Annotated in this window: 19 protein-coding genes, 1 tRNA gene and 1 other RNA gene; 10 read left to right on the forward strand and 11 right to left on the reverse strand. The window is 67.3% G+C overall.

Annotated elements, in window-relative coordinates:
• Positions 1-164: 164 nt before the first annotated feature.
• Together ABW16_RS13745 and ABW16_RS13750 are read right to left on the reverse strand one after the other, a co-directional pair.
• Positions 165-1,628 (reverse strand): neutral zinc metallopeptidase, encoded by a 1,464-nt coding sequence (locus tag ABW16_RS13745; RefSeq protein ID WP_047319753.1) that lies wholly within the window; start codon positions 1,626-1,628, stop codon positions 165-167.
• A 2-nt stretch (positions 1,629-1,630) separates the two neighbouring features.
• Positions 1,631-2,314 carry an Rv3717 family N-acetylmuramoyl-L-alanine amidase gene (locus ABW16_RS13750; protein ID WP_109519599.1) on the reverse strand — a complete coding sequence of 228 codons (684 nt, stop codon included), beginning with the start codon at positions 2,312-2,314 and terminating at the stop codon, positions 1,631-1,633.
• 107 nt (positions 2,315-2,421) lie between these two features.
• Here ABW16_RS13750 and ABW16_RS13755 point away from each other — a divergent pair, with 107 nt between their 5' ends.
• Entirely contained in the window at positions 2,422-3,780 is a 1,359-nt protein-coding gene (locus ABW16_RS13755) for a WS/DGAT/MGAT family O-acyltransferase (protein ID WP_047319755.1), read from the forward strand.
• Between the two features lie 3 nt (positions 3,781-3,783).
• Complete coding sequence (locus ABW16_RS13760) at positions 3,784-4,257, forward strand: NUDIX domain-containing protein (protein ID WP_047319756.1); 474 nt, start codon at positions 3,784-3,786, stop codon at positions 4,255-4,257.
• Here ABW16_RS13760 and ABW16_RS13765 read toward each other — a convergent pair.
• Positions 4,254-6,110 carry a fatty acyl-AMP ligase gene (locus ABW16_RS13765; protein WP_047319866.1) on the reverse strand — a complete coding sequence of 619 codons (1,857 nt, stop codon included), beginning with the start codon at positions 6,108-6,110 and terminating at the stop codon, positions 4,254-4,256. The two genes, ABW16_RS13760 and ABW16_RS13765, sit on opposite strands and share 4 nt — an antisense overlap.
• Positions 6,111-6,291: 181 nt before the next feature.
• Positions 6,292-6,708 carry a DUF302 domain-containing protein gene (locus ABW16_RS13770; RefSeq protein ID WP_047319757.1) on the reverse strand — a complete coding sequence of 139 codons (417 nt, stop codon included), beginning with the start codon at positions 6,706-6,708 and terminating at the stop codon, positions 6,292-6,294.
• Between the two features lie 76 nt (positions 6,709-6,784).
• Between ABW16_RS13770 and ABW16_RS13775 the strand changes: the two genes are divergently transcribed.
• From ABW16_RS13775 to ABW16_RS13785, 3 genes are all read left to right on the forward strand, one after another.
• The gene (locus tag ABW16_RS13775) at positions 6,785-7,690 is read left to right on the forward strand and encodes a haloalkane dehalogenase (RefSeq protein WP_047319758.1); all 906 of its coding nucleotides are present in this window, start codon (positions 6,785-6,787) and stop codon (positions 7,688-7,690) included.
• A 119-nt stretch (positions 7,691-7,809) separates the two neighbouring features.
• The gene (locus ABW16_RS13780) at positions 7,810-8,844 is read left to right on the forward strand and encodes an ATP-dependent DNA ligase (RefSeq protein ID WP_047319867.1); all 1,035 of its coding nucleotides are present in this window, start codon (positions 7,810-7,812) and stop codon (positions 8,842-8,844) included.
• A 1-nt stretch (position 8,845) separates the two neighbouring features.
• The gene (locus ABW16_RS13785; RefSeq protein WP_047319759.1) at positions 8,846-9,868 is read left to right on the forward strand and encodes a DNA polymerase domain-containing protein; all 1,023 of its coding nucleotides are present in this window, start codon (positions 8,846-8,848) and stop codon (positions 9,866-9,868) included.
• Positions 9,869-9,872: 4 nt separating this feature from the next.
• Here the strand turns inward: ABW16_RS13785 and ABW16_RS13790 are convergent, their stop codons facing one another.
• The 4 genes from ABW16_RS13790 to ABW16_RS13805 form a co-directional block, all read right to left on the reverse strand.
• Positions 9,873-11,111: a GNAT family N-acetyltransferase gene (locus ABW16_RS13790; protein ID WP_047319760.1), complete on the reverse strand. Its 1,239-nt coding sequence runs from the start codon at positions 11,109-11,111 to the stop codon at positions 9,873-9,875.
• Positions 11,112-11,161: 50 nt separating this feature from the next.
• Positions 11,162-13,507 (reverse strand): MMPL family transporter, encoded by a 2,346-nt coding sequence (locus ABW16_RS13795; protein WP_047319761.1) that lies wholly within the window; start codon positions 13,505-13,507, stop codon positions 11,162-11,164.
• A 33-nt stretch (positions 13,508-13,540) separates the two neighbouring features.
• Positions 13,541-14,473 carry a DMT family transporter gene (locus tag ABW16_RS13800; RefSeq protein WP_047319762.1) on the reverse strand — a complete coding sequence of 311 codons (933 nt, stop codon included), beginning with the start codon at positions 14,471-14,473 and terminating at the stop codon, positions 13,541-13,543.
• A 375-nt stretch (positions 14,474-14,848) separates the two neighbouring features.
• Complete coding sequence (locus ABW16_RS13805) at positions 14,849-15,550, reverse strand: TetR family transcriptional regulator (RefSeq protein ID WP_109519600.1); 702 nt, start codon at positions 15,548-15,550, stop codon at positions 14,849-14,851.
• A gap of 56 nt (positions 15,551-15,606) precedes the next feature.
• On the opposite strand from ABW16_RS13805, the gene ABW16_RS13810 reads away from it, so the two are divergent.
• The 4 genes from ABW16_RS13810 (at position 15,607) to ABW16_RS13825 (ending at position 20,254) form a co-directional block, all read left to right on the forward strand.
• Positions 15,607-16,083, forward strand: coding sequence for an MmpS family transport accessory protein (locus ABW16_RS13810; RefSeq protein WP_047319764.1), 477 nt, complete (start codon positions 15,607-15,609; stop codon positions 16,081-16,083).
• Positions 16,080-18,989: an MMPL/RND family transporter gene (locus ABW16_RS13815; RefSeq protein WP_047319765.1), complete on the forward strand. Its 2,910-nt coding sequence runs from the start codon at positions 16,080-16,082 to the stop codon at positions 18,987-18,989. Before ABW16_RS13810 ends, ABW16_RS13815 begins: the two co-directional genes overlap by 4 nt.
• 217 nt (positions 18,990-19,206) lie before the next feature.
• Positions 19,207-19,680, forward strand: a complete 474-nt coding sequence (locus ABW16_RS13820) for a DUF5078 domain-containing protein (RefSeq protein WP_047319766.1) — start codon at positions 19,207-19,209, stop codon at positions 19,678-19,680.
• Positions 19,681-19,690: 10 nt separating this feature from the next.
• Positions 19,691-20,254, forward strand: coding sequence for a hypothetical protein (locus ABW16_RS13825; protein WP_052956910.1), 564 nt, complete (start codon positions 19,691-19,693; stop codon positions 20,252-20,254).
• A gap of 22 nt (positions 20,255-20,276) precedes the next feature.
• On the opposite strand, the gene ABW16_RS23910 is transcribed toward ABW16_RS13825, so the two are convergent.
• The 3 genes from ABW16_RS23910 to ABW16_RS13845 form a co-directional block, all read right to left on the reverse strand.
• The gene (locus ABW16_RS23910) at positions 20,277-21,611 is read right to left on the reverse strand and encodes a DUF4226 domain-containing protein (RefSeq protein WP_052956911.1); all 1,335 of its coding nucleotides are present in this window, start codon (positions 21,609-21,611) and stop codon (positions 20,277-20,279) included.
• Between the two features lie 30 nt (positions 21,612-21,641).
• The gene (locus tag ABW16_RS13840; protein ID WP_047319768.1) at positions 21,642-22,370 is read right to left on the reverse strand and encodes a hypothetical protein; all 729 of its coding nucleotides are present in this window, start codon (positions 22,368-22,370) and stop codon (positions 21,642-21,644) included.
• Between the two features lie 82 nt (positions 22,371-22,452).
• A tRNA-Ser gene (locus ABW16_RS13845) sits at positions 22,453-22,538 on the reverse strand.
• Positions 22,539-22,628: 90 nt separating this feature from the next.
• On the opposite strand from ABW16_RS13845, the gene ffs reads away from it, so the two are divergent.
• Positions 22,629-22,723, forward strand: an RNA gene (ffs, locus tag ABW16_RS24400) — signal recognition particle sRNA small type.
• Positions 22,724-22,762 lie beyond the last annotated feature (39 nt).

The following is a 22,762-nucleotide window of genomic DNA, read 5'->3' on the forward strand; positions in this document are numbered from 1 at the left end:
GTGGCACTCGGGGCGGCGGGGGTGCCGGGGGCCGGCGCAACTCCAGATACCAGGGCTGTTCCGGTGGACGTGGGCGCTGCGGCCCACGCGGCCGCGGAATCGGCGTGGTCCGGGGCTCCGGCGGCTCTTGCGGGTCTTGCGGACGGTTCATGACAGCTCGCTCATCACGGGAACCGCTCGAAGCATCCGTCGATGTCGCCGTGCAGCCCCGACCGGAACGCAAGGATCCGGGTGAAACCCGCCGGCACGGTGTTGTCGTCGGCGTCGCTGGCGACGATGCCGTTCATCAGCAGACCGGTCACCGCCTCGTCGAGGTCACCGCCGGCCAGCGTCAAGCCCGGGCCCGAAGACAGCGTCATGGGCTCGGCCATCCGGCGCTGGGCAAACCCGGTCAGACACGCGGTGCGCAGCGCCGCCGCTGCCGACTCCAAGCCGACTTCGCGTTCACGTTGCACGGCAAGCGCATACCGCGACGTGACGGCCGACAGTCCGGTGTTGTCGCCCTGCGGCATACCCAGCGTCGATTGATCGGTCGGCGCACTCATGTCCTGCAGTCCGGCCAGATCGACGACGACGAGGTTGGACTCCGGGCAGTAGGCCACCGGGTCGGGCTGGTGGCCGCTGGGGCATTTGCCCGACGTGGACAACTGCGGCGGACGGGACAAACCGAAGATCTGGCCCAGCTGCTCCATCAGCGTCGACAACACCGACTCGTCGATCGTGAGGTCGCTTTGCGGGGTCTCCGAATCGAACAGGGAGCGCGGCAGATCGCCACGGCGTTTGCGGATCTCGTCCATGTCGATCTCGGCGCACATCGCCGCACCGCCGTCGAAGCCGGTCTGGAAGGCGCCCACCCGGTCCAGCGCGGTGCCGTGCTCGTCGGAGATCGATACCGGATTGTCCGGCGTCGACACCGGGTCGCGGATCACGATCAGGCCGGCCAGCACGTGGTTGAGGCCGTCGCCGGTGCTCAACTGCACCCGCGAGGAACTGCCCGCCGCCACCCACTGCAGGTACACCCCGGCAAAGCAGTCGGCCTGCTGTTCGCGGACCAGGGTGCGCGTCAGCGGGTTGACGATCCCGGCCATGTTCTGCAGTGCGTGCCCGTATTCGTGCGCCAGCGTCCCGTTGATCGCCATGTCGCCGAAGTACTTTCGCGCCGTGGGCAGGAACTTGGCGCGGTCCCAGGCCATCGTGTCCGTCCGGCGGCAATACATCGCGTTCGGCAGGTGGTAGCCGTCGCCGCCGCACACCGACGGGCCGTTCGGATCGGTGGAGTCATACGACATCAGCGTCGAGACCGGCTGGAAGCGTCCGCGCAGCGCTTCGGAGTAGTGCTGGGTCCAGAAGTCCTCGATGTCGTCGACCGCCAGCAGCGACAGCCGGTCGATATCGCCGCCGTCGCTGCCCAGCACGCGGGCGGTGACGGGCGGCACGTCACCGCGCGGGCCGCTGGGACCCTCCGCGGTGGGCAGCCCGCCGACCCGTCCGGGGTCGTACAGCATGGACACCGCGTGCCCGTCGATCACCGTCGGTGCGCTGCCCTCTGAGCAGCCCGCCAGCGCCAAGACCAGGGCTGTCACTCCGAAAACCGTTCTGGCGGTTCGGCCGAATCCGCGTTGCAACATCGTCACCTGCTGAGGTAGGCCACGATCCCACTGGTGACGGCCGTGGCGTACTGCGCTCGCCCGTCGGCGCTCTCCAGCAGCGCCGCGTCCTGCGCGTTGCGCATGTTGCCCAGCTCGACCAGCACCGCCGGATACTCGGCCAGATTCAGCCCGGCCAGATCCGCCCGCCCGTAGAGGCCGTCGGCGCCCAGGTAACTGGATTGCGGAATGCCCGCGGCCGTCAGGGCGTCTCGGATGTCACCGGCCAGCGCCACGGCCGGACCGGATTGGGCGTCGTTGAGTGCCGGGCTGGAGTAATTGACGTGAAACCCGCGGCCGGAAGCCGGCCCGCCGTCGGCGTGGATGGACACGATTGCGTCCGGGTGCGCGGCGTTGGCCGCGGCGGCCCGCGCGTCGATGCATGGGCCTACCGAGGTGTCGTCGCCGCGCGAGAGCTCGGTGTGCACGCCCAGCCGCTCGAGTTCCGCGCGGATCCGGTTGGTCACGTCCCAGTTCAGGCTGTGCTCGGGGTAGCCGTCGTCGGCGGCGGTTCCGCTGGTCTGACAGGGCTTGGTGCCGCCGCGCCCGTTGGGAACCTGCCGTGCGATCGAGGCGTCGTTGGCGCCGCTGTGTCCCGGGTCCAGAAACACCGTCTTGCCCGCAACGGCGGGGTTCTCGGGGTCGGCCGAAGCGGTGGGCGCAACCATGCCGGCCGCGAGGGAGCACGCGGCCGAAGCGACACAGAAAACGGCCCGGCGACGCACCGGCCAAGACTAGCAAGCGGTCACCGGGCTCTCCGGGGTGTAATGGATCGATGCAACTGATGTCACCGCTCGACTCGGTCTTCCTGCTGGCCGAGACGCGCGAGCACCCCATGCACGTCGGCGGACTGATGTTGTTGGAGCCGCCGGAGGGCTCTGGACCGGAATTCGTCGGAGAGATCTATCGGGGCCTGCTGGCCGCCCGTGATCTGCAGCCCGCCTTCCGGAAGCGCCCGGCGTCGCTGCTCGGCGGGATCTCGGGCGTGGGCTGGGCCTTCGACGACGACGTCGACCTCGAGTACCACGTGCGGCGCTCGGCGCTGCCGGTACCGGGCCGGGTGCGCGATCTGCTGGAGCTCACTTCGCGGCTGCACGGCAGCCTGCTCGACCGGCACCGCCCGCTGTGGGAAGCCCACGTGGTCGAGGGCCTCAACGACGGTCGGTTCGCCGTCTACGTCAAGGTCCACCACTCCCTGATCGACGGTGTCTCGCTGCTGCGGCTGATGCGCCGCACTTTGTCAACCGATCCGCGGGAATCGGAACTGCGCACCCCGTGGTCGGTCCAGGTGTCATCGCGGCCGCGCCCCGAGTCACCGTCCCGCTTGAGCGAGTTGACTCAGATGGTCAAAGATGTTGCCGCCCTGGGGCCTTCAACAGTGAGACTCGCGCGCGCCGCGCTGCTGGAGCAGCAGCTGACCCTGCCGTTCGAGGCGCCGCGCACCATGCTCAACGTCAAGATCGGCGGTGCCCGCCGCTGCGCGGCCCAGTCCTGGCCGGTGGAACGGGTCATCGCGGTCAAGCGCGCGGCCGGGGTGACGGTCAACGACGTGGTGCTCGCGATGTGCGCCGGGGCGCTGCGGGCCTACCTCGAAGAGCAGCACGCCCTGCCGGATCATCCGCTGGTGGCCATGGTCCCGGTGAGCCTGCGGACCGAAGCCGAGGCCGATGCCGGCGGCAACATGGTCGGCGCGATCCTGTGCAACCTGGCCACCGACCTCGATGACCCGGCGCAGCGGCTGGAGACCATCAGCGAGTCGATGCGCCGCAACAAGAAGGTGTTCAGCGAGCTGCCGCGCACGCAGGCGCTGGCACTGTCGGCGGCCAACATGGCGCCGCTGGCGCTGGCGGCCATCCCCGGCTTCGTCTCGGCGGCCAAGCCGCCGTTCAACATCGTCATCTCCAACGTGCCTGGCCCGGCCGAGCCGCTGTACTGGCAGGGCGCCCGCCTGGACGGCAACTATCCGATGTCGATCGCGCTGGACGGACAGGCGCTGAACATGACGGTGGTCAGCAACGCCGGCAACCTCGATTTCGGGCTGGTCGGCTGCCGTCGCTCGGTTCCGCACCTGCAACGCCTGCTCGGGCACTTGGACACCGCGCTGGAAGACCTGGAACACGCCGTGGGTGTGTGAGGCGTGGCCAGGCGCAGCGCCGGGCTGCTGCTGTACCGGGACGGCGCCGACGGCGGCATTGAGGTGCTGATCGCCCACCCCGGCGGCCCGTTCTGGGCGCGCAAGGACGACGGGGCCTGGTCGATCCCCAAGGGGGAGCAGCCCGAGGGTGAGGACCCGTGGGACACCGCGCGACGTGAATTCGCCGAGGAGGTCGGCCTTCAGCCGCCGGACGGCGAGCGCGCCGACCTCGGCGTGGTGCGGCAGGCTGGCGGAAAGGTGGTCACGGCGTTCGCCGTGCACGGCGACCTCGACGTCACCGACGCCCGCAGCAACACCTTCGAACTGGAGTGGCCGCCGCGGTCAGGACAGGTGCGGGAGTTTCCCGAGGTCGACCGGGTCGGCTGGTTCTCACTGGAGCAGGCTCGTACCAAGCTGTTGGCCGGGCAGCGGCCCCTGCTGGACCGGTTGGTGGAGCGCCTGGGAATCGAGCCCTAACCGCCGGTCTGGGGCGGCGGCGTTCCTTGTTGCTGCTGACGCCGCTGCGCCAAGCTGGAAACGATCATCCGGGCCAGCGTGCTCGCTCCGGCTCCTGCGGTCCCCTGCGAGGACCGTACGGCCGGCGCCGCCGGAGCATGCCACTGCGCCAGCGGGTGCAGTTCGCCGGCGAGGAACTGTCGCCGGCATTCGCCCCGCTGAATCTTGCCGCTCGAGGTGGTGGGCACCCGCATCGCCGGTACCAGCAATACGTCATGGGTGTCCAAGCCGTGCTGCTCGCGGACCGCTGCGCGGATGGACTCCATGATTCCCGGATACTCGCTCTCGGCGACCTGCTGCCGATAGTCCAGTTCCTGCACGACCACCAGGCGGGCGTCGGCGTGCGGTTTCGGTTGCACCGAGAAGACCGCGCCGCGGTCAGCCAGCAACGCCGGATGGCTGTCCTGCACCGTCGGCTCGATGTTGTTCGGGAAATAGTTGCTGTCGCCGATGGTGACGAGGTCCTTCCACCGCCCGGTGACGAATACCTCGCCCTGGCAAAGAAATCCCATGTCGCCGGTGCGCAGGAAGGGGCCTTCACCGGTGTCCGACAGGAATCCGGCAAACGAGTGCGCGTTCTCTATCGGCCGTGCCCAGTAGCCCTGCGCAACGCTGGGTCCGGACACCCAGATCTCGCCGACCTCGTCCGGCCCGCGCTGCTGGCGGGTCTCCGGATCGACGATCACGACTCGTTGGCCGTGCACCGGTGGGCCGCAGCTGACCACCGCGACGGCGTCGGTGGTGGCGTCGACGTCGACAGTGCGGTTCTCGCTCAGCGCCTTGCTGTCGACGTAGCGGACGCCGGCGACCTCCGGAGTGGGGTCGGCGGAGACCAGCAGGGTGGCCTCGGCCAGGCCATAGCACGGGAGAAACGCCTCGATGCGGAATCCCGCCGGAGCGAACGCGTCGGCGAACTCCTGAATGGTCGATGCGTGGATCGGCTCGGAACTGCTCGCGGCGGTGGTCCAGTGCGACAGATCCAGTGCCGCACGCTGCTCGGGGGTGCTCTGTTTGACGCACAACCGGTAGGCGCTGTTGGGCGCTGCGGTCGTGTTGGCGCGAAACCGAGACATGGCTTCCAGCCACGCCATCGGCCGTTGGAAGAAGACGATCGGCGACATCAATACGGTGGTGCAGCCGACGTAGATCATCTCCAGGACCCCACCGATCAGGCCCATGTCGTGCTGCTGCGGCAGGAAGTAGACGCTCGTCTCGTTCTCGTGGCCGTGGTAGGCCCGCCGGATGGACTCCAAGTTGTGCATGAGGTTGCCGTGCGTCACCACGACACCCTTCGGTGACTTGGTCGAACCGGAGGTGTACTGGATCATCGCCGTGGTGCTCGGGTCGATGTCGGGCGCCTGCCACGCTTCGGGGGAGACGGCCTGGTCGATGGCGCACCACCGTAGCGCCGATATGCCGGGCACATCGGCAGCCGCCGCCTGAAGTTGGTTCTGGGTGGTGGAGGTCGCCACCGCGAAGGTGGCCTGCGCATCGGGCGCGACCAGCTTCAGGCGGGCCAGTGGAGTGTCGACCGGCACCGCGATCGCCCCAGCGTAGAAGCAGCCGAAAATGCTGATGATGCTGTCCAGGCCCGGTCGGCAGATCGCCAGCACTCGTTGCCCGGCAGCGCCTTGGCGCTGCAGTTCGGCCCCCACTGCCCGAGCCTTGGCGTCGAGTTCCCGATACGTCAGGCTGGCCGTGACGTTGTTACCGTCCGGCGCGAAGCGGAACGCGACTTTGTCCTCGTACCGGTCGGCCTGCAGCCGAAGCAAGTCCACCAGGGTGGGCGTTGTTGGAATGAACTGCTCAGGCATGCCCACACCCTAATCCGTGCGCCCAGGGGCGCGACTAGGAGCGCTTTGTCTCCGGGTGGCCGCCGCACCACTGTTCCGGTGGCACCTGTGCCTTCACCTCGGCGATGTGGTCACCGCAGCCGTCCCAGGTGGTCTTGCCGCAAACCCGACACGGCACGGGGTAGCACATCGGCGGTTCCTTTCAGGTGGTGCGCAACGCAACCGCCAGCGTATCGATGACGGTGCGGATCTTCTCGCTCACCTCGTCGGCGATCGCCGCCAACGCCGGATTGTCGATGACCTGGGCCATCAGTTGTGGGTTCATGGCCTCCACCAGCACTGTGCCCGGGTGCTCGGTGTCTTCGCGAACCACGATGTTGCACGGCAGCAGCACTCCGATGCGCTTCTCGACCGTCACGGCTCGGTGCGCCAGCGGTGGGTTGCAGGCACCCAGGATCAGGTAGCGCTCCATCTCCTCGCCGAGCTTGGCCTTCAGCGTCGCCTGCATGTCGATCTCGGTCAGCACGCCGAAACCGTTGTCCTTCAAAATCTCTCGGGTCTTCTCGGTGACTGCGTCGAAATCGGCGCCGGTCACCGCAGTGCTCATTGCCACGGACATGAGACCTCCTTGATGGTGTTGACCCCAGCCTACCAGACACCCCGGGGGGTATATACCGCCGCGGTATCGTCGCCTCATGCAAACCCTGCGCACGCCCGACGACAGGTTCGTCGGTCTCCCGGATTTCGCCTACCCGCCGCAGTTTTGCGACCTCGACGACGATGACGGCGGCACGCTGCGGGTGGCATGGGTAGAGCACGGGCCCGAAGACGGGGATCCGATTTTGATGCTGCATGGCGAGCCCTCGTGGTCGTATCTGTACCGCAAGATGATGCCGATCCTGGCCGAGGCGGGGTACCGGGTGATCTGTCCGGACCTGGTCGGGTTCGGCCGTTCCGACAAGCCGACCCGAGCCGAAGACCACACCTACGCACGCCATGTCGAGTGGATGCGCGCGCTGGCGTTCGACGTCCTGGACCTGCAGAACGCGACCCTGGTGTGCCAGGACTGGGGCGGGCTGATCGGTCTGCGGGTGCTCGCCGAGAACCCGGACCGGTTCAGTGGCGTCGTCGTGGCCAACACCGGTCTGCCCACCGGGGACATTCCGATGCCGGAGGTCTGGTGGCGCTTCCGGGAGGCGATCCAGACCGCGCCGACGATCAATGTCGGATGGTTCGTGCAGTCCGGATGTCGCCGGCCGATGAGCGATGCCGTCCGGGCCGGCTACGACGCCCCGTTCCCCGACGACAGCTACTGCGTCGGTCCCCGGACGATGCCGTCGCTGATCCCCACCACGCCGGAAGACCCCGCGGCCCCGGCAAACCGTGCGGCGTGGGCCGCCCTGTGCGCCTCGCAGACCCCGATGCTGGTCGCGTTCAGCGACGGCGACCCGATCACCGGGGCCATGGCGCCGATCTTCCAGCGTGAGATGGTCGGCGCGCACGGCCGGGCGCACCCGGTGATCCACGACGCCGGGCACTTCCTGCAGGAGGACGCCGGCGAAGAACTCGCCCGTCACGTCGTGGAGTTCCTGCGCCGCTGATCGCTTGCGCCGGCGGCCGTGGGATCGCGGGCGAGTTCGGGTTGTCGCGCAAAGCCGGGCGACAGACACACCACCTGCCGGCGGTGGCTTCTGTGACAGATGAGGCCGCAGCACCCATGATGGACACCATGGACCTGCCCGTGGCGCCGCCGGTAGCTCCGATGCTCGCCAAGGCGGCCGCCCACGTTCCCGAAGATGCGGGCTGCTGGTCCTACGAACCCAAATGGGACGGCTTTCGCGCCATCGTGTTTCGCGACGGCGGCGACGTGCTGCTGCAGTCCCGCAACGGCAAACCGCTGGGCCGCTACTTCCCGGAGCTGCTGGACGCGCTGCGCGCCGAGGTCGCCCCACGCTGCGTGCTCGACGGCGAGGTGGTGGTGCCCCGCCGGATCGGCGGGCGGACCCGGCTGGACTGGGACTCGCTGAGTCAGCGGATTCACCCCGCCGAGAGCCGGGTGCGGCTGCTGGCCGAACAGACCCCGGCGCAGTTCATCGCCTTCGATGCGCTGGCCACCGGCGAGGCCTCGCTGCTCGACGAGCCGTTCCGGGTGCGACGGAGCGCGCTGGCCGAGCTGATCGGCGGCGGCCCCAGCTGTCACGTCACCCGCGCCACCGCCGACCCCGAGCAGGCCATGCGCTGGCTCACCACGTTCGAAGGCGCCGGACTGGACGGGGTGGTCGCCAAGCGGACCGACGGACCGTACCTGCCCGGCAAGCGCGAGATGGTCAAGGTCAAACACCACCGGGACGCTGACTGCGTGGTGATGGGGTACCGCATCCACAAGAGCGGCGTCGGCATCGGCTCGCTGCTGCTGGGGCTGTACCGCCCCGATGGCCAGCTGGCGATGGTCGGCGGCGCGGCCTCATTCAGCGACGCCGACCGGCTGGCCCTGCTGTCCGAGCTGGAGCCCCTGCGGATCGGCGACGTCCGCGACGGTGAGCCCAGCCGGTGGAATTCTGCCGCCGACAAGCAGTGGGTCCCGATCCGGCCGGAGCGCGTCGCCGAGGTCGCCTACGACCAGATGGAGGGGGACCGGTTCCGGCACACCGTGAAACTGCTGCGCTGGCGCCCCGACCGCGACCCGGCCAGCTGCACCTTCGACCAACTCGAGGTGCCGCTGAACTACGACCTCGCCGACGTGCTGGAGGCCTGACATGGCCGAGCCCGAAGTATTGGACGTCGACGGGATCCCAGTCCGATTCACCAGCGGCGACAAGGTGTACTTCTCCCGGCTGGGCACCGGCGGTACTAAGCGGGCGTTGGCCGACTACTACCTGGCGGTGGCCGGCGGACCACTGCTGCACGCCCTGCGCGACCGGCCCAGCCATCTGCAGCGGTTCCCCGACGGCATCGACGGCGACGAGGTCTACCAGAAGCGGCTGCCGCGCGCACACCCGGACGACCTGGAATCGTGCCGGGTCACCTTCCCGTCCGGCCGTACCGCCGACGTCCTCAAGGTCACTCGTCCCGCCGACATACTGTGGGCCGTACAGATGAGCACGGTCACCTTCCATCCCTGGCCGGTGCGCTGCCCTGACACCGACCACCCCGACGAACTGCGCGTCGATCTGGACCCGCAGCCCGGCACCGGCTTCGCCGAGGCTCGCGCGGTCGCGCTGCAGGTGGTGCGCCCCCTGCTCGACGAGCTCGGGCTGGTCGGCTACGTCAAGACCTCCGGCGGCCGCGGCCTGCACGTCTACCTGCGGATCAAGACCGACTGGGACTTCATCGAGGTGCGCCGGGCCGGTATCGCGCTGGCCCGCGAGATCGAGCGGCGTGCGCCGGACACCGTCACATCCTCGTGGTGGAAGGAAGAGCGGGGCGCGCGGATCTTCGTCGACTTCAACCAGAACGCCCGCGACCGCACCATGGCGTCGGCCTATTCGGTACGCGCCACGCCCATCGCCACCGTGTCCACGCCGTTGACATGGGAGGAGTTGTCCGAGGGTGCCGACCCGGACGACTACACCATCAGCACGGTGCCGGACCTGGTCGCACGGCGCGGCGACCCGTGGAGCTCCATCGACGACCTCGAGCAATCCCTCGAGCCCCTGCTCGAACTGGTGGCCGCCGACGAAGCTCGGGGGCTCGGGGACATGCCCTACCCGCCGAACTATCCGAAGATGCCGGGCGAGCCCAAGCGGGTGCAGCCCAGCCGGGACACCGACCGCAGTTAGCGCCTCAGAACAGCGTGCTGCAGTACGGGACCCGCTCGGTGCAGAAGGCCGCATCGAGCTCCCGAAGGGCACCGTCACGCAGTTCGGTGATGCGTTGTGCCCGGTGCAGATCGGCGGCGCGGTGGGCGCCCATGTAGATCGTTCCCAATTCACCCAGACCGAGTCGCACATCGGCCGGCCCGTCGTGCGGTGTGCATTTCCCGATACCGTCGCGGACCTGGAGCCGGAATCGCCCGCCGGCGGCGGCCAGCGGGTCGGCAACCTCCAGGGTGAGGTCGGCATCAGCGGAGTAGCTACGCGCACCGAGCACCTCGGGCACCTTCATGATCCGGATCCAGAGGAAATCGGTAAGCCTGGTGGTCTGCGCGGCCGCCTGGTCCTTGAGTTTGAGCGGCAGCGGATCGTCGACGGGAACCCTGATGTCGATGTTGTCGAAAATCTCGAAGCCCGACAGCGTGGAGAGCAGTTCGGTGTGGGCTTCATCGGTGATGGGACAGAAATCCTGGATCACCACGGTGCCGAAGGGTGGCCGAAACGCGTGTGCCGGCGCCCCGAGCACCCGGTAGGTCATGAAGCCATCCGGATGGATGACGAAATTCAGCGGTGATGCGTTGTCGCGCTGTGACGTCCGGTCTTCCAGGAAGTCGGCCCACCAGGCGGCGTCGCGGCTGAGTTCGCCGTGCTTGGTGGCGCACCACCGGTCGAAGAGCGCGGGGAGCAGATGACCCGCCTCCTCGGCGGTCACCTCGCGAGCCCGGTTTCGGGCGGGCATCTCACGCAGCTCAGCCGAGCGGGCATCGATGTGGTGCTTCCGGTAGTAGCTGGCGACGCCGGCACCCATGATCTCGTAGGCGGGTGGCTGGGTCGGCACACCGCACAGAATCGGATAGCCACGCTCCTGCAGTATCCCGAAGCCCTGCAGGCTGATCTGTTGCCAGATTCCCCTGCCCTGATGGGTCGAGGCGACGGTGACCATGGCCAGCCAGGCGGCGTCCAGGGTGGCGCCGCCCGGCACGGTCAGATTCAGCCGGTAGTACAGCGATGTGCCGACCAGAAATGGGTGCTGCGGATCGGAGATATCTTCAGCCACCAGAACGTCGCCCACCTTGACCCGGCGTTTCCAGGCCTCGATATCGTGCGTGTCCGCCGAGGTTCCGTAAATGCGGGCTTGATTTTGGTAGACCGCCAGCCAGTCGTCCTCGGTGGCCAGTCGTATCCGGATGTTGTTGTCCGTAGTGCTCATCGTCCCTCCCTCTCGGTAGCCGGTCACGGAGTTTCTGGGGTGTGGCCACGTCATGGTGGAACGGACGCGCACTCCGTGTCGGCGGTTTCGGCGGGCTCGGATGCCGCGTCAGCTGCCCGGCGACGCTCTCCGGCTTCGGCGGCTGCGGCCTGGCCCGGGGCGAAGCGTCGGTGCAGCCGCGTCAACGGTTTGGGTGCCCACCAGGTCCACGGGCCGGCCAGGTGAATAAAGGCCGGTACCAGCACCATTCGCACCAGGGTGGCGTCGGCCAGCACGGCGAGTGTCAGTCCGAGACCGAGCATCCGCATGAACGAGATATGCGCGGGTATCAGTGCGGCAAAGGAAATCGACATCACCAACGCCGCCGCGGTGACGACCCGACCGATGCCGGCCAAGCCCAACGTGGTGCTGGCATCGGTGGCCGCGCGTTCTTCGGCCCTGCTTCGCGACGCCGAGGCGCCTTTGGCGGTCAGCCAATACTCGTGGATCCGCGAGATCAAGAAGATTTCGTAGTCCATCGACAGCCCGAAGGCGATACAGAACAGCAGCACGGGGATATTGACGTTTAATGTCCCGGTGGGCGTCGTGCCCAACGCGCTCAGGTGACCGTCTTGGAAGATCCACACCATCGCGCCGAATGCGGCTGTCAGGGACAGCACGTTGCAGACCAGTGCCTGCAGCGGCAGCACAGCACTGCCCGTGAGCACGAACAGCAGCGCAAAGGTGACGACGGCGATCAGTCCCAGCACCGCGGGCAACCGGGTGATGAGCGCGTCGACGCTGTCGCGATTGGTCTGCGCCAACCCCGCCATCTGCACTGAGCGCCCCTGCGGTCCGGCGACCGCGTGCAGCCGGTCCAGTTGGGCGTTGGAGGCATCCGAGAACAGCGGTGCGGTGCTGGAGACGGTCACGAATGCGCTGCCGTCGGCAATGCCGGTGGGCGCGGCGGGCGGGCCGGTCCGGCGTCCGGCCACGAACGTTCCGGTCGGGGCGGTCACCGTCGACACGTCCGCCACCCGGGAGAGCTCGGCGGCGTATCGCCCCAGGTCAGCCCCGCTCAGGCCGTCAGCCTGGGGGATCACGACCGACACCGCAATCCCCACGTCGTTGGCGAAATCGCTCTCCAGCATCTCGGCGACCTGCCGGGACGACGCCGATTCGGGCAGCACCCGCTCGTCGGGGAACCCCCATTTCACCCCGAGGAACGGTGCACCGAGCAACAGCAGCAATGCGACCACAGCCGCGCCCACCGGCAGGGCGTGACGCAACACGAACCTCGTGGACCGGTACCAGAACACCCAGCCGGCCGGCTCGTGGGCAGGACTGCGCCGCCGCGCCATTCCGAACAGCACCCGATGCGCCAGAACGCGGACGTCCAGCGCGTCGAGTCGGGGTCCCAGCAAGGCGATCGCCGCGGGGGTCACCACCACGGCGGCAATCGCCACGATGACCGCGGTGGCCACCACGGTGTAGGCCGCCGACTTCAACAGCGTCATCGGAAACAGGGCCATCACCGCCATCGACAATCCCACCGTGGTCGCCGAGAACAGCACGGTGCGCCCAGCCGTCGTCATGGTCCGCAGCAGGGCGTGTTCCCGGTCGCTGCCCCGGGTCAGTTCCTCGCGATAGCGGCTGATGATCAGCAGGGTGTAGTCGATCGCGAGGGCCAGGCCCATCGCAATGCTCAGATCCAGAGCGTAGCTCGATACCTCGGTCGCAGAGTTGATCAGCCGCAGCACCGACATGGTGCCGACGATTGCCAAGGCGCCCAAGCAGATCGGCAGCACCGCCGCCACCAGGCCGCCGAACACCCAGACCAACACGGCGAAGCTCAGCGGAATCGCAAGGGATTCCATCAGCCACAGGTCGTGTTCGTTCTGCCGGGTGATCTGGGCGTAGGCCACCGCCATACCGCCGGCGCGCACCGTGACGCCGTCGCGGTCATGCGCCAGGTCGCGGGCAAGCGCCTCCGCGTATTGCTGTGCGTCGTTCTCCCCGCCTTTGAGGTTGGCCACGATCAACCCGGATTTGGAGTCCTTGCTCACCAGTCCGTCGGCGGTCTGCGGTGGCGACGTCCACGCCGAGGACACATTGAGCACCCACGGCGAGTGTTTCAGCTGGCCGACGATGTCGGTGGCGACGTGGCGGGCCTGGGCGCTGTGCACACCCTCCGGGGCGGTCACCACGATCAACATCTTTTGATCGGTTTGGTCGAATTTTTCCCTCAGCAGCTCGGTTGCCTGGGCCGACTCCGACGTCGGGTCCTGGAACCCGCCCGCCGACAGCTTGTTCACCACGGGGAGACCGAAGATCGCGGCCGCCAGCGCGATCAAGGCTGCGAGCGCGATGGTGCGGCGCGGCGCGGCGATGGCAAGTCGAGTGATTGCTTGCAGCATCTCCGGCGTCCCTTCTGCTGTCGGATTCCTCGGTCACGCGCTGCTGAGATGTCGAGTGCCTGCTGCACCCGTCGCCGGAACCACGGAGGCCTCTGCGCGATCCGGGGGATTTGTCGCCTCGGCCGCTTCGACGCGTGCGAGCTTGATGATTGCCGCCACCATCACCAGCGTCGCCGCTGACAGGATGACCATCGGGAGACCGCCGGTGTTGAGCGTCTCGCCGAGAACGACGACACTCAGGCCCGCCGCCACAATCGGTTGCGACACCTCCAGCGCGGGCATCGACGCGGTCAGCGGTCCGGCCCGAAACGCTGCCTGCCCCAGTACGAAGCCCCCCGCCACGGTCAGCAGGCAGCCATAGAACTCGGGTGTGCGCGCCAGCTCCCACAGCCCGTCGTCCAGCCGGCTGGTGACCTGTTTGGTGAGGACGGCGAACACACCCCACAGCGATCCCGCCACGAGCGCCAGCAGCGTCGCCGACAGTGCACCGTGCCGACGTCTCGCCAACGCGATGCAGCCCAGCAGCAGCGGCCCGAAAACGGCGGCCACCGCGGCCCAGGTGTGGCCCGACACGTGCGCGAGGCTGGGCCGCGGATTGCCGACGGTGACGATCAGGATGACGGCGACCGTCAGCAGTCCGGCCCACATCCATTCGTGGGCGCTCATGGTGCGGTGGGTCCACCTGGCGTTGATCACCAGTGCGAACAACACCGAAGGTACGAGCATCGCCTGTACCAGCAGCACCGAATACTGGCTCAGGGCCGCAGCCTGTAGCCCGATACTCGCAGCCAGCAGTACCGCACCCCACCGCCACCGCCGATCCCGGACCAGCTGCGCCAGGAGTTCGAGGTAGCCGAGTGATCGGTCGTTGAACCGATACGCGGAATGCTGCTGCAGCACGTCGCCGAGTGCGATGCACGCGGCAGAACTCAATGCGAGCAGTGAGGCGATACACGCCTTGACCATGAGCGGTACCTCCGGTGACGTTGAGCGGCGGGGTGACAAACCTTCACACCGCCGGCTGAGCAGGGTTGGACAGCGTTGGCGGTCAGGCGGTGGTCGCCTTTCGTTTCCCGCCGCCCCTGACTTCGATGAAGCGGGGCTGTCGAGGTTCTCGCCGAGAAGCACCTGGTGGCTGAGTACCCCGCGTTCCGGGTCGGAAACACCAGTTCGCGGCTCGGGTCGATGTCAGGTCACGAGGGCGCGGAACGATCGAGTGTTCAATCCGGTCTGTACGCAGTGACAACACGTTGTACCTCCGTGACATATCGAAGAAAATCTATGTCAATAGGTATAGGTTTCTGATACCACAGGAGATATGTTGGCGCAAGTGGAGCCTGTTCAGGCCTTGGCGGGAACGGAATCCGGCGGCCGGAGCAGCCCGACGCAGGTGGCGGTGAGCAGCCGGGTCAACGCGGTGGTGAAGTCCAAGTTCCACTCCGGCGGCACCTGCCGCTCGGCGGCATAAGCGTCGGCCAGCTTCGTCGGTGGGTGCGCAACCTGCCACAGCGGCGCTGCCAGCGAATAGGACGCCAACAACAGGTCGAAGGCACCTTGCTTGCCCAGTCGGGGCAGTGCCTGCAGCAGGGCGTCGGCCATGGTCAGCCCCGCCGCGGTGATCTTTCGCCGGATCTCGATCACCCGCTCGGCGTCTACTTCGTGGTCGAGGTGCAAGTGCAGGTTGGCCAGCATGTCGCAGAACAACGGGTCGGCGGCCAATCCGCTGGCCAGGGTGGCGGCCACCCGGTCCGGCGACATCGCTTCGGACTGTTGCAGTGCGGTGCAAACGGTGTCTGACCAGCCTTCCCAGCTCTCGGCGGCTAGTCGCAGCAGCACCTCTTTGTGGGAGCTGAAGTAACGCCGTACCGCCGAGTGGTGCACCCCGGCCCTGCCGGCCACCGCGGTCAGGGTCACCGATGCCACGCCGGTCTCTATCGCCACCGAGCGGGCGGCCTCCATCAACGCTTCAGCCCGCTGACGCTTGTTCGCGTCGCTGCGGGCGCGTTTGAAAGCGACCTGACGCACAGCGAGAGGATAACGCACATGATGTGCGTTGCGGGCCTCCGTGGGTGTGCTGTAGCGTGCGTTTACGCACGTTGATGTGGGTTAGGGTATCCAAAGCTTCCTGGTGTGAGGGGACTTCGATTTTCAAGGTACTGAGCCGGGTGTGGATACCCCTGGTCATATTGGCAGTGGTCTGCGTCGCCGCATTCGCCGTGACGCGCATCCACGGCCTGTTCGGCTCTGAGAAGCGCCCGTCCTATTCCGACGGCCAGGTCGACGAGACCAAGCCCTTCAACCCCAAGCGGTTGACCTATGAGATCTTCGGCCCGCCCGGAACGGTGGCTGACATCAGCTACTTCGACGTCAACTCCGAACCGCAACGCGTGCAAGACGTTACGCTGCCGTGGCAGCTCGAAATCGTCACCACTCTTCCCGCGGTGGTGGGAAGCATCATGGCCCAAGGCAATAGCAACAGTATCGGCTGCCGCATCATCGTGGACGGCGAAGTCAAGGCCGAACGAATCTCCAACGAGGTCAACGCCTATACCTTCTGCCTGCTGAAGGCGGCATGAGCCAGCCCGGTACGCGTCGTGCCGGCGGAGCGCCGGAGCGACCGTTCATCGCACGGACCATCCGCCGGTTCGCCATACCGATCATTCTGGCGTGGTTGGCGCTGATCGCGGTGCTCGTCGCCACCGTCCCGCCGCTGGAAGAGGTCGGCAAACAGAACGCCGTCTCGGCGAGTCCCCAAGACGCCCCGGCCATGCAGGCCATGACCGAGATGGGCCGGGTCTTCCAAGAGTCGGACTCCGACAGCACCGCGATGGTCGTGCTGGAGGCCGACCACGAGCTGGGCGACGCCGAACACGAGTACTACGCCGAAGTGGTCGAGAAGCTCAAGGCCGACACCGCACACGTCCAGCACGTGCAGGACTTCTGGGGTGATCCGATGACCGCGGTCGGCGCCCAAAGCGCCGACGGCAGAGCGACTTACGTGCAACTGAATCTGGTCGGCAATATCGGCCAGGCGGCGGCGAACGACTCCGTCGAAGCCGTTCGCCAGATCGTGGACTCGGTCCAGACACCACCCGGGTTGACCGTCTACGTGACCGGCACCGCGGCGCTGGCCAAGGACATGAACCATGCCGGCGACAAGTCGATGTTCAAGATGATGGTGGTCACCATCCTGGTGATCCTGACCATGTTGTTGCTCGTCTACCGGTCGATCATCACGGTGGCGCTGCTGTTGGGCATGGTCTACATGGAACTGAACGCGGCCAGCGGAGTGGTGGCGTTCATGGGTCACCACCACTGGGTGGGGTTGACGACGTTCTCCGTCAACCTGCTGGTCTCGCTGGCGATCGCTGCCGGCACCGACTATGCGATCTTCCTGATCGGCCGCTATCACGAGGCGCGCCAAGCCGGTGAAGACCGGGAGTCGGCGTACTACACGGCATTCGGAGGCGTCGCGCACGTCATCCTGGGCTCGGGTCTGACCATCGCCGGAGCGGTGTTCTGTCTGCACTTCACCCGGATGCCCTACTTCGTCACGCTGGGTATCCCGTGCGCGGTGGGCATGCTCATCTCGGTCACCGCGGCGTTGACGCTGGGCCCGGCGATCATCACCGTCGGCAGCCGGTTCGGGCTGTTCGACCCCAAGCGCGCCACCAGCACCCGCGGTTGGCGGCGGGTGGCGACGGTGATCGTCCGCTGGCCGGGTCCGGTGCTGGTCGCCTCACTGGCGATCGCGGCCGTCGGCCTGCTGGCGCTGCCGGGTTATCAGCCGGCCTACGACGACCGGAAATACATCCCCACCGACATCCCCGCCAACGAGGGCTTCGCCGCGGCCGACCGGCATTTCTCGCAGTCGCGGATGCTGCCCGAGATCCTGCTGGTCGAAGCCGACCACGACATGCGCAACCCGTCGGACTTCCTGATCATCGACAAGCTGGCCAAGTCCATCTTCAAGGTCGTCGGGATCTCCCGGGTGCAGGCCATCACCCGCCCGCAGGGAACCCCGCTGGAACACACCTCGATCCCGTTCCAGATCAGCATGCAGAACGCCGGTCAGCTGCAGACCATGCAGTTCCAGAAGAAGCGCATGGACGACATGCTGACCCAGGCCGAGGCGATGGCCCAGACCATCGCCACCATGCGCCAGATGTATGGCTACATGAGCCAACTCGCCGCCACCACCCACGAGATGGTCGTCGACATGGACGACCTACAGGCCCAGATCTACCAGATCCGGGACCACATCGCCGATTTCGAAGACTTCTGGCGGCCCATCCGCAACTACTTCTACTGGGAACCGCACTGCTACGACATCCCGATCTGCTTCTCGCTGCGCTCGGCGTTCGACATGGTCGACAGCGTTGATCCGATGAGCGAGAGCATGGACAAGATGATCGCGCACATGGGGGACATGGACGCCCTCATGCCGCAGATGCTGACCACCTTCCCGCCGATGATCGACACCATGGACACCATGCGGACCATGATGCTGACGATGCACAGCACCATGTCCGGCATCTTCGACCAGATGGACGAGATGAGCGACAACGCCACCGCAATGGGTAAGGCGTTCGACGAGTCCAAGAACGACGACTCGTTCTACCTGCCGCCGGAGGTGTTCCAAAACCCGGACTTCAAGCGCGCGATGAAGATGTTCATCTCCCCGGATGGCAAGGCCGTCCGGATGATGATCAGCCACCGGGGCAATCCGGCTACCGCCGAAGGCATTTCGCACATCGACAAGATCCGTACCGCGGCCGAGGAAGCGCTGAAGGGCACGCCGCTCGAGGACGCCAAGATCTACCTCGGCGGTACCGCGTCGCTGTTCAAGGACATGCACGACGGCTCCAACTATGACCTGCTGATCGCCGGAATCGCCTCGCTGTGCCTGATTTTCATCATCATGCTGCTGATCACCCGGGCGCTGATCGCGGCGTTGGTGATCGTCGGCACCGTGGCGCTGTCGCTGGGCGCGTCGTTCGGGCTGTCGGTGCTGTTCTGGCAGTACCTCATCGGCATCCAGCTGCACTGGCTGGTGCTGGTGATGAGCGTGATCATCCTGCTGGCGGTGGGCTCCGACTACAACCTGCTACTGGTGGCCCGGTTCAAGGAGGAGATCCACGCCGGGCTGCATACCGGCATCATCCGGGCGATGGGCGGCACCGGGAAGGTCGTGACCTCGGCCGGGCTGGTCTTCGCCTTCACCATGACGTCGATGGCCGTGAGCGACCTGCGCATCATCGGCCAGATCGGCACCACCATCGGCCTGGGGCTGATGTTCGACACCTTGATCGTCCGGTCGTTCATGACGCCGTCGATCGCGGCGCTGCTGGGGCGCTGGTTCTGGTGGCCGATCAACGTGCTGCCGCACGTCGGCGGGAAGGCCGCCCGGCATCGACAAGCCGCCGCCCTCGCTCGCGGCGGGGACGCGGCGGACACCGAAGAGCTGGCCCACAACCGGTAGCCGGCTGTGAGCGATCGCATGCTCAGAGGCCAGAAAACAATTAGGTAGCATGACTAAAGTTATGTAGCATTGCTTACTGAGTTCGGATGGCGAGTCGGGCCGATTGCCGGCCCATTCGCCTCACCTGCTTCACCCGGCTCAGCGGTCTCACCGGCGGGTTTGGCGTCGAAAAAACGGACAGAGTGAAAGGGCCCGGGGAATGGCTACAGTGGGTTCCATGCGTACGCACCGCCCGATTCTGCGGGGCATCGTCGTGACCGCTGCCGCCGTGGGCGCAGCCGTGGCCGCGGTGCTGTTGCCCGCCACCGCCTCCGCCGACGCGACCGACGACTTCCCGATCCCGCGTCGCGTGATCCGCACCGACTGCAGTGCCGAGCAGATGCTGGCCGCCAGTCGCGACCTGTCGCCGATCTACTACGAGCGCTACATGATCGACATGCACAACAAGCCGGTGCAGGTGCAGCAGGCCGCCATCGACAAGATGCACTGGTTCTTCTCGCTCAACCCCGAGCAGCGCCGGGCCTACTCCGAGGAGCTGGCGACCAACTTCGCCGACCCGCTGACGGTGTCGTGGCCCAACCACGCCAAGATCTTCTTCAACAACAAGGGCGTGGTCGCCAAGTCGACCGAGGCCTGCAGCCAGTACCCGCGCGACGACATGTCGGTGTGGGACTGGGCCCCCAAGCCGTAACAGGAGACCGATGAACGGTTCCATCCGTCGAGTCATGCGGGTTCTGCTCGTCGCCGGCGCGGCGGGCGGCCTGCTCCTCGGGGCTCCGGGATCGCCCGCGGGCGCTCAACCAGCGGGGTTTCCCAACTTTGACGACTTCACCGCGGTTCCGGTGGACAACTACATCTCGACAGGCCCCAAGGGGCCGGGGCGCTGGGTGAACTTCTCCACGCCCTACAACGTGGCCTGCCAATTCGACGCCATCGACCCGCCGGCGGGGTCGTCGCAGGCCATCATGTGCGACGGTGACATGCCGGGCTTGGCCAACGCGCCGCTCGGCTCGGGCGCCCCGGTGCCGGGTGGCTGCGTGATCGGGACCGTGCGCTCCCAGGGCGCGGCGGGCCTGCGGCTGAACCGCGAATCGACCGGTTGCGGCCGGCAATTCTCCAACGGAGCCTTCTTGGGCGTCGGGCAGAAGCTGTCGTACGGCAACGTCACCTGTGCGGTGGGCACCGACCAGCTCGTCGCCTGCCTGGACACCTCGCTGGGGCATCACGGGTTCGTGCTGAGCCCGTCGGGCAGCTCGGCGTTCTGACCCCTTCTACACCCAGCCTGCGCTACGGGTTGATGTTGAAGGTGGTCGTGTAGGTCCGCGGGTGATAGGGCGGCGGTGGCGCATCCGGCCCGACCGGCCAGCCCTGCGGCGTCGGCCACGTGCTGACCCGCATGGTGACCTGCTCCTGCCCGTTGGGCAGCGTCTCGACGTTGACGATGCTCGGCCCGTACGGGACGGCCGGCTGATTTCCGGGGCTCGGGATGAACCCGGGGCCGGTGAGGTCCTGTGCAGGAGCCTGGAGCAGGCCCTGCGGGCTGCCCGCGGTGACGCCCACGATCTGCCCGCCGTCGCTCGCGCTGGTCAACAGATACCCGCCCTGGGGTAGGGCCACGATCTGATTCTCCCGATCGGCGGGACCGAGATTGCTGAAGGTGCCGACCTCGTGCAGGCTGTTCATCCACGCATTGGGTGGGTCACCGGCGGCGACCGGAGCCGACTGCCACAGGGCGCGCTGACCGTCCTGACCGACGTTCCCGACGATGATCATGGTTCCGGATGCCGGGTCGTAGACGCCGCTGGCCTGGGAGATGCCCACCTTGGTGTCCGAGCCGAGCGGGGTGCCCAGCAGCGGTCCCAAATCCGTTGCCGGATCGGCCAGATTCTGTACCCGCGACTCCGGCGCGATGTAGTTGTCCGGTGAGGTGCCGGGCCCGTAGGGCCGCACACTGTAGAACGCGTATTGCTGACCGTCGGGGCCCACCGCGGTGCCGGTCGGCAGTGCCCGGAATCCCTCGTCGACGGGGAACGGGTTGTCGATATCGGGTTTGCCGGGGATGTGCAGGCGGGGGTGGCCGGTCTCGGGGTCGCCGGTGATGACGATGCCGGTGCCCGGGATCGTCGCGCCCAGGTCGTAGGGCGAACCGTCCTGCTTCTCCGGCATCGGCGGGCTGCCCACGCCGGCGATGGTGGGATCGTGCGGCTGCTGACCGTCAGCCGGAATCGTGTTGTCCACCAGCCGGATATGCGGGTCCTGGCCGTCCTCACCGCTGCCGAGCCGGTAGTGGCTGGTCAGGGTCTGCACCAGCTGAGCCCGGTGCCGGCTGTCGGCGACGGCGTCGGAGACCACCCGGTGGATCTCGCGGGTCTTGGCGGTCAGGAATCGCTGGAACTGGCGGGAACCGGCAGGGGTGTCCAGGCCCGGCCAGGTGGCCGCCGACTGACGGATCTCGGCCTCGATGGCGTCGAGGCGCTGCCGTGAACTCACGTTGTTCTGCACGGCCTGCCGCAGGATCGTCTGGAATTCGTTGTCGGCCGCTACCGATGCCGCCAGCCGGTTCGCGAGCGCCTCTTCACGCGCGCGCGCCGCATCCGCGAACGCACCGAGGTTCTCGGCCATAGCGCACAGGCTAGTCGGGCCGGGTTGGGCTTACTGGCCCTTTTTCGCCCGGCGCTTGCCGGACGGGCGCAGCTTGTCGTCGGCGGTCGATGCCGGCTCGCCCGCCTCTTCGCCCGCCGACTCGTCGATCTCCGCGGCTTCGGTCTCGGCGTCGGCGTCGTCGGCTTCGGTGGCGTCAGCGTCGTCAGCGTCGACGGTCTCTTCCTCTTCGGACTCATCGTCGGCCTCGGAGCCTTCGGAGTCCTCGGCCTTCGCGTCGCCGGACTTCTTGCCCCACCGACGCCGTTGCTTGGGCTGCTTTTCGGCCTTGGGCTTGATCGGTTTGGGCGGTGGCGGCGGCATTTCGGCGACGAACGCCAGGTAGAACGCGCCGATCCCCAGCAGGGCGATCGCGGCCGCGGCCCCGTAGATCCCGAACAGCCACATGCCGAAGCTGTCCAGCGACAACCAGATCTCACTCACCGCGGTCCCGACGATCAACGCTCCGGCCACCAGGTGCGCCACGATCGAGCCGGTCAGCAGCGACAGCGCCAACTGCGGGGTGCCGTACTCGGGCTTGCGGGCCTGCTTCAACACCGCTGCCACCGGCAGGGCCGTTGCCCCGACCAGCAGCCCGAGGATGACCCGCATCACGGTGCCCAGCACATGCGGGCTGAAGCCGGTCAGCTCCCACCACCGCGGCAGGACAAAGAGGAAGTACAGGATGGCGGCGAGGGTCGAGAGCGACGCGTGCCAAACCGTGGCGACGGTACGACTCACGCCACCTCCCATGCTCGTCAGCTAGTGATTCAGGTGCGACCGGACCTTGATCTTTTCGGTCCGGCCGCACCTGAATCGGGTGCGGAGGATAGGGGATTTGAACCCCTGAGGGCTATTAACCCAACCCGCGTTCCAGGCGAGCGCCATAGGCCACTAGGCGAATCCTCCGTCGGCAATGGTAGCTGAGTCCCCTGCCGGGCCCGCGCACTGCTCTTCCCGCCCGGCTTCGCCGCGCCTGTAAACACCGCTAGACTCACCTGCGGACCCCGCGCGGCGTCCATCCTGTGAACTCCCCCAGGGCCGGAAGGCAGCAAGGGTCAATGGGCTCTGGCGGGTGCGCGGGGTCCCCTTATATGTCGGGCCTTCGCCGGCTGATCGGCGCTTGAAAGGGA

It is taken from the genome of Mycolicibacter heraklionensis, assembly GCF_001021505.1.
Taxonomy (GTDB): Bacteria; Actinomycetota; Actinomycetes; order Mycobacteriales; family Mycobacteriaceae; genus Mycobacterium; species Mycobacterium heraklionense.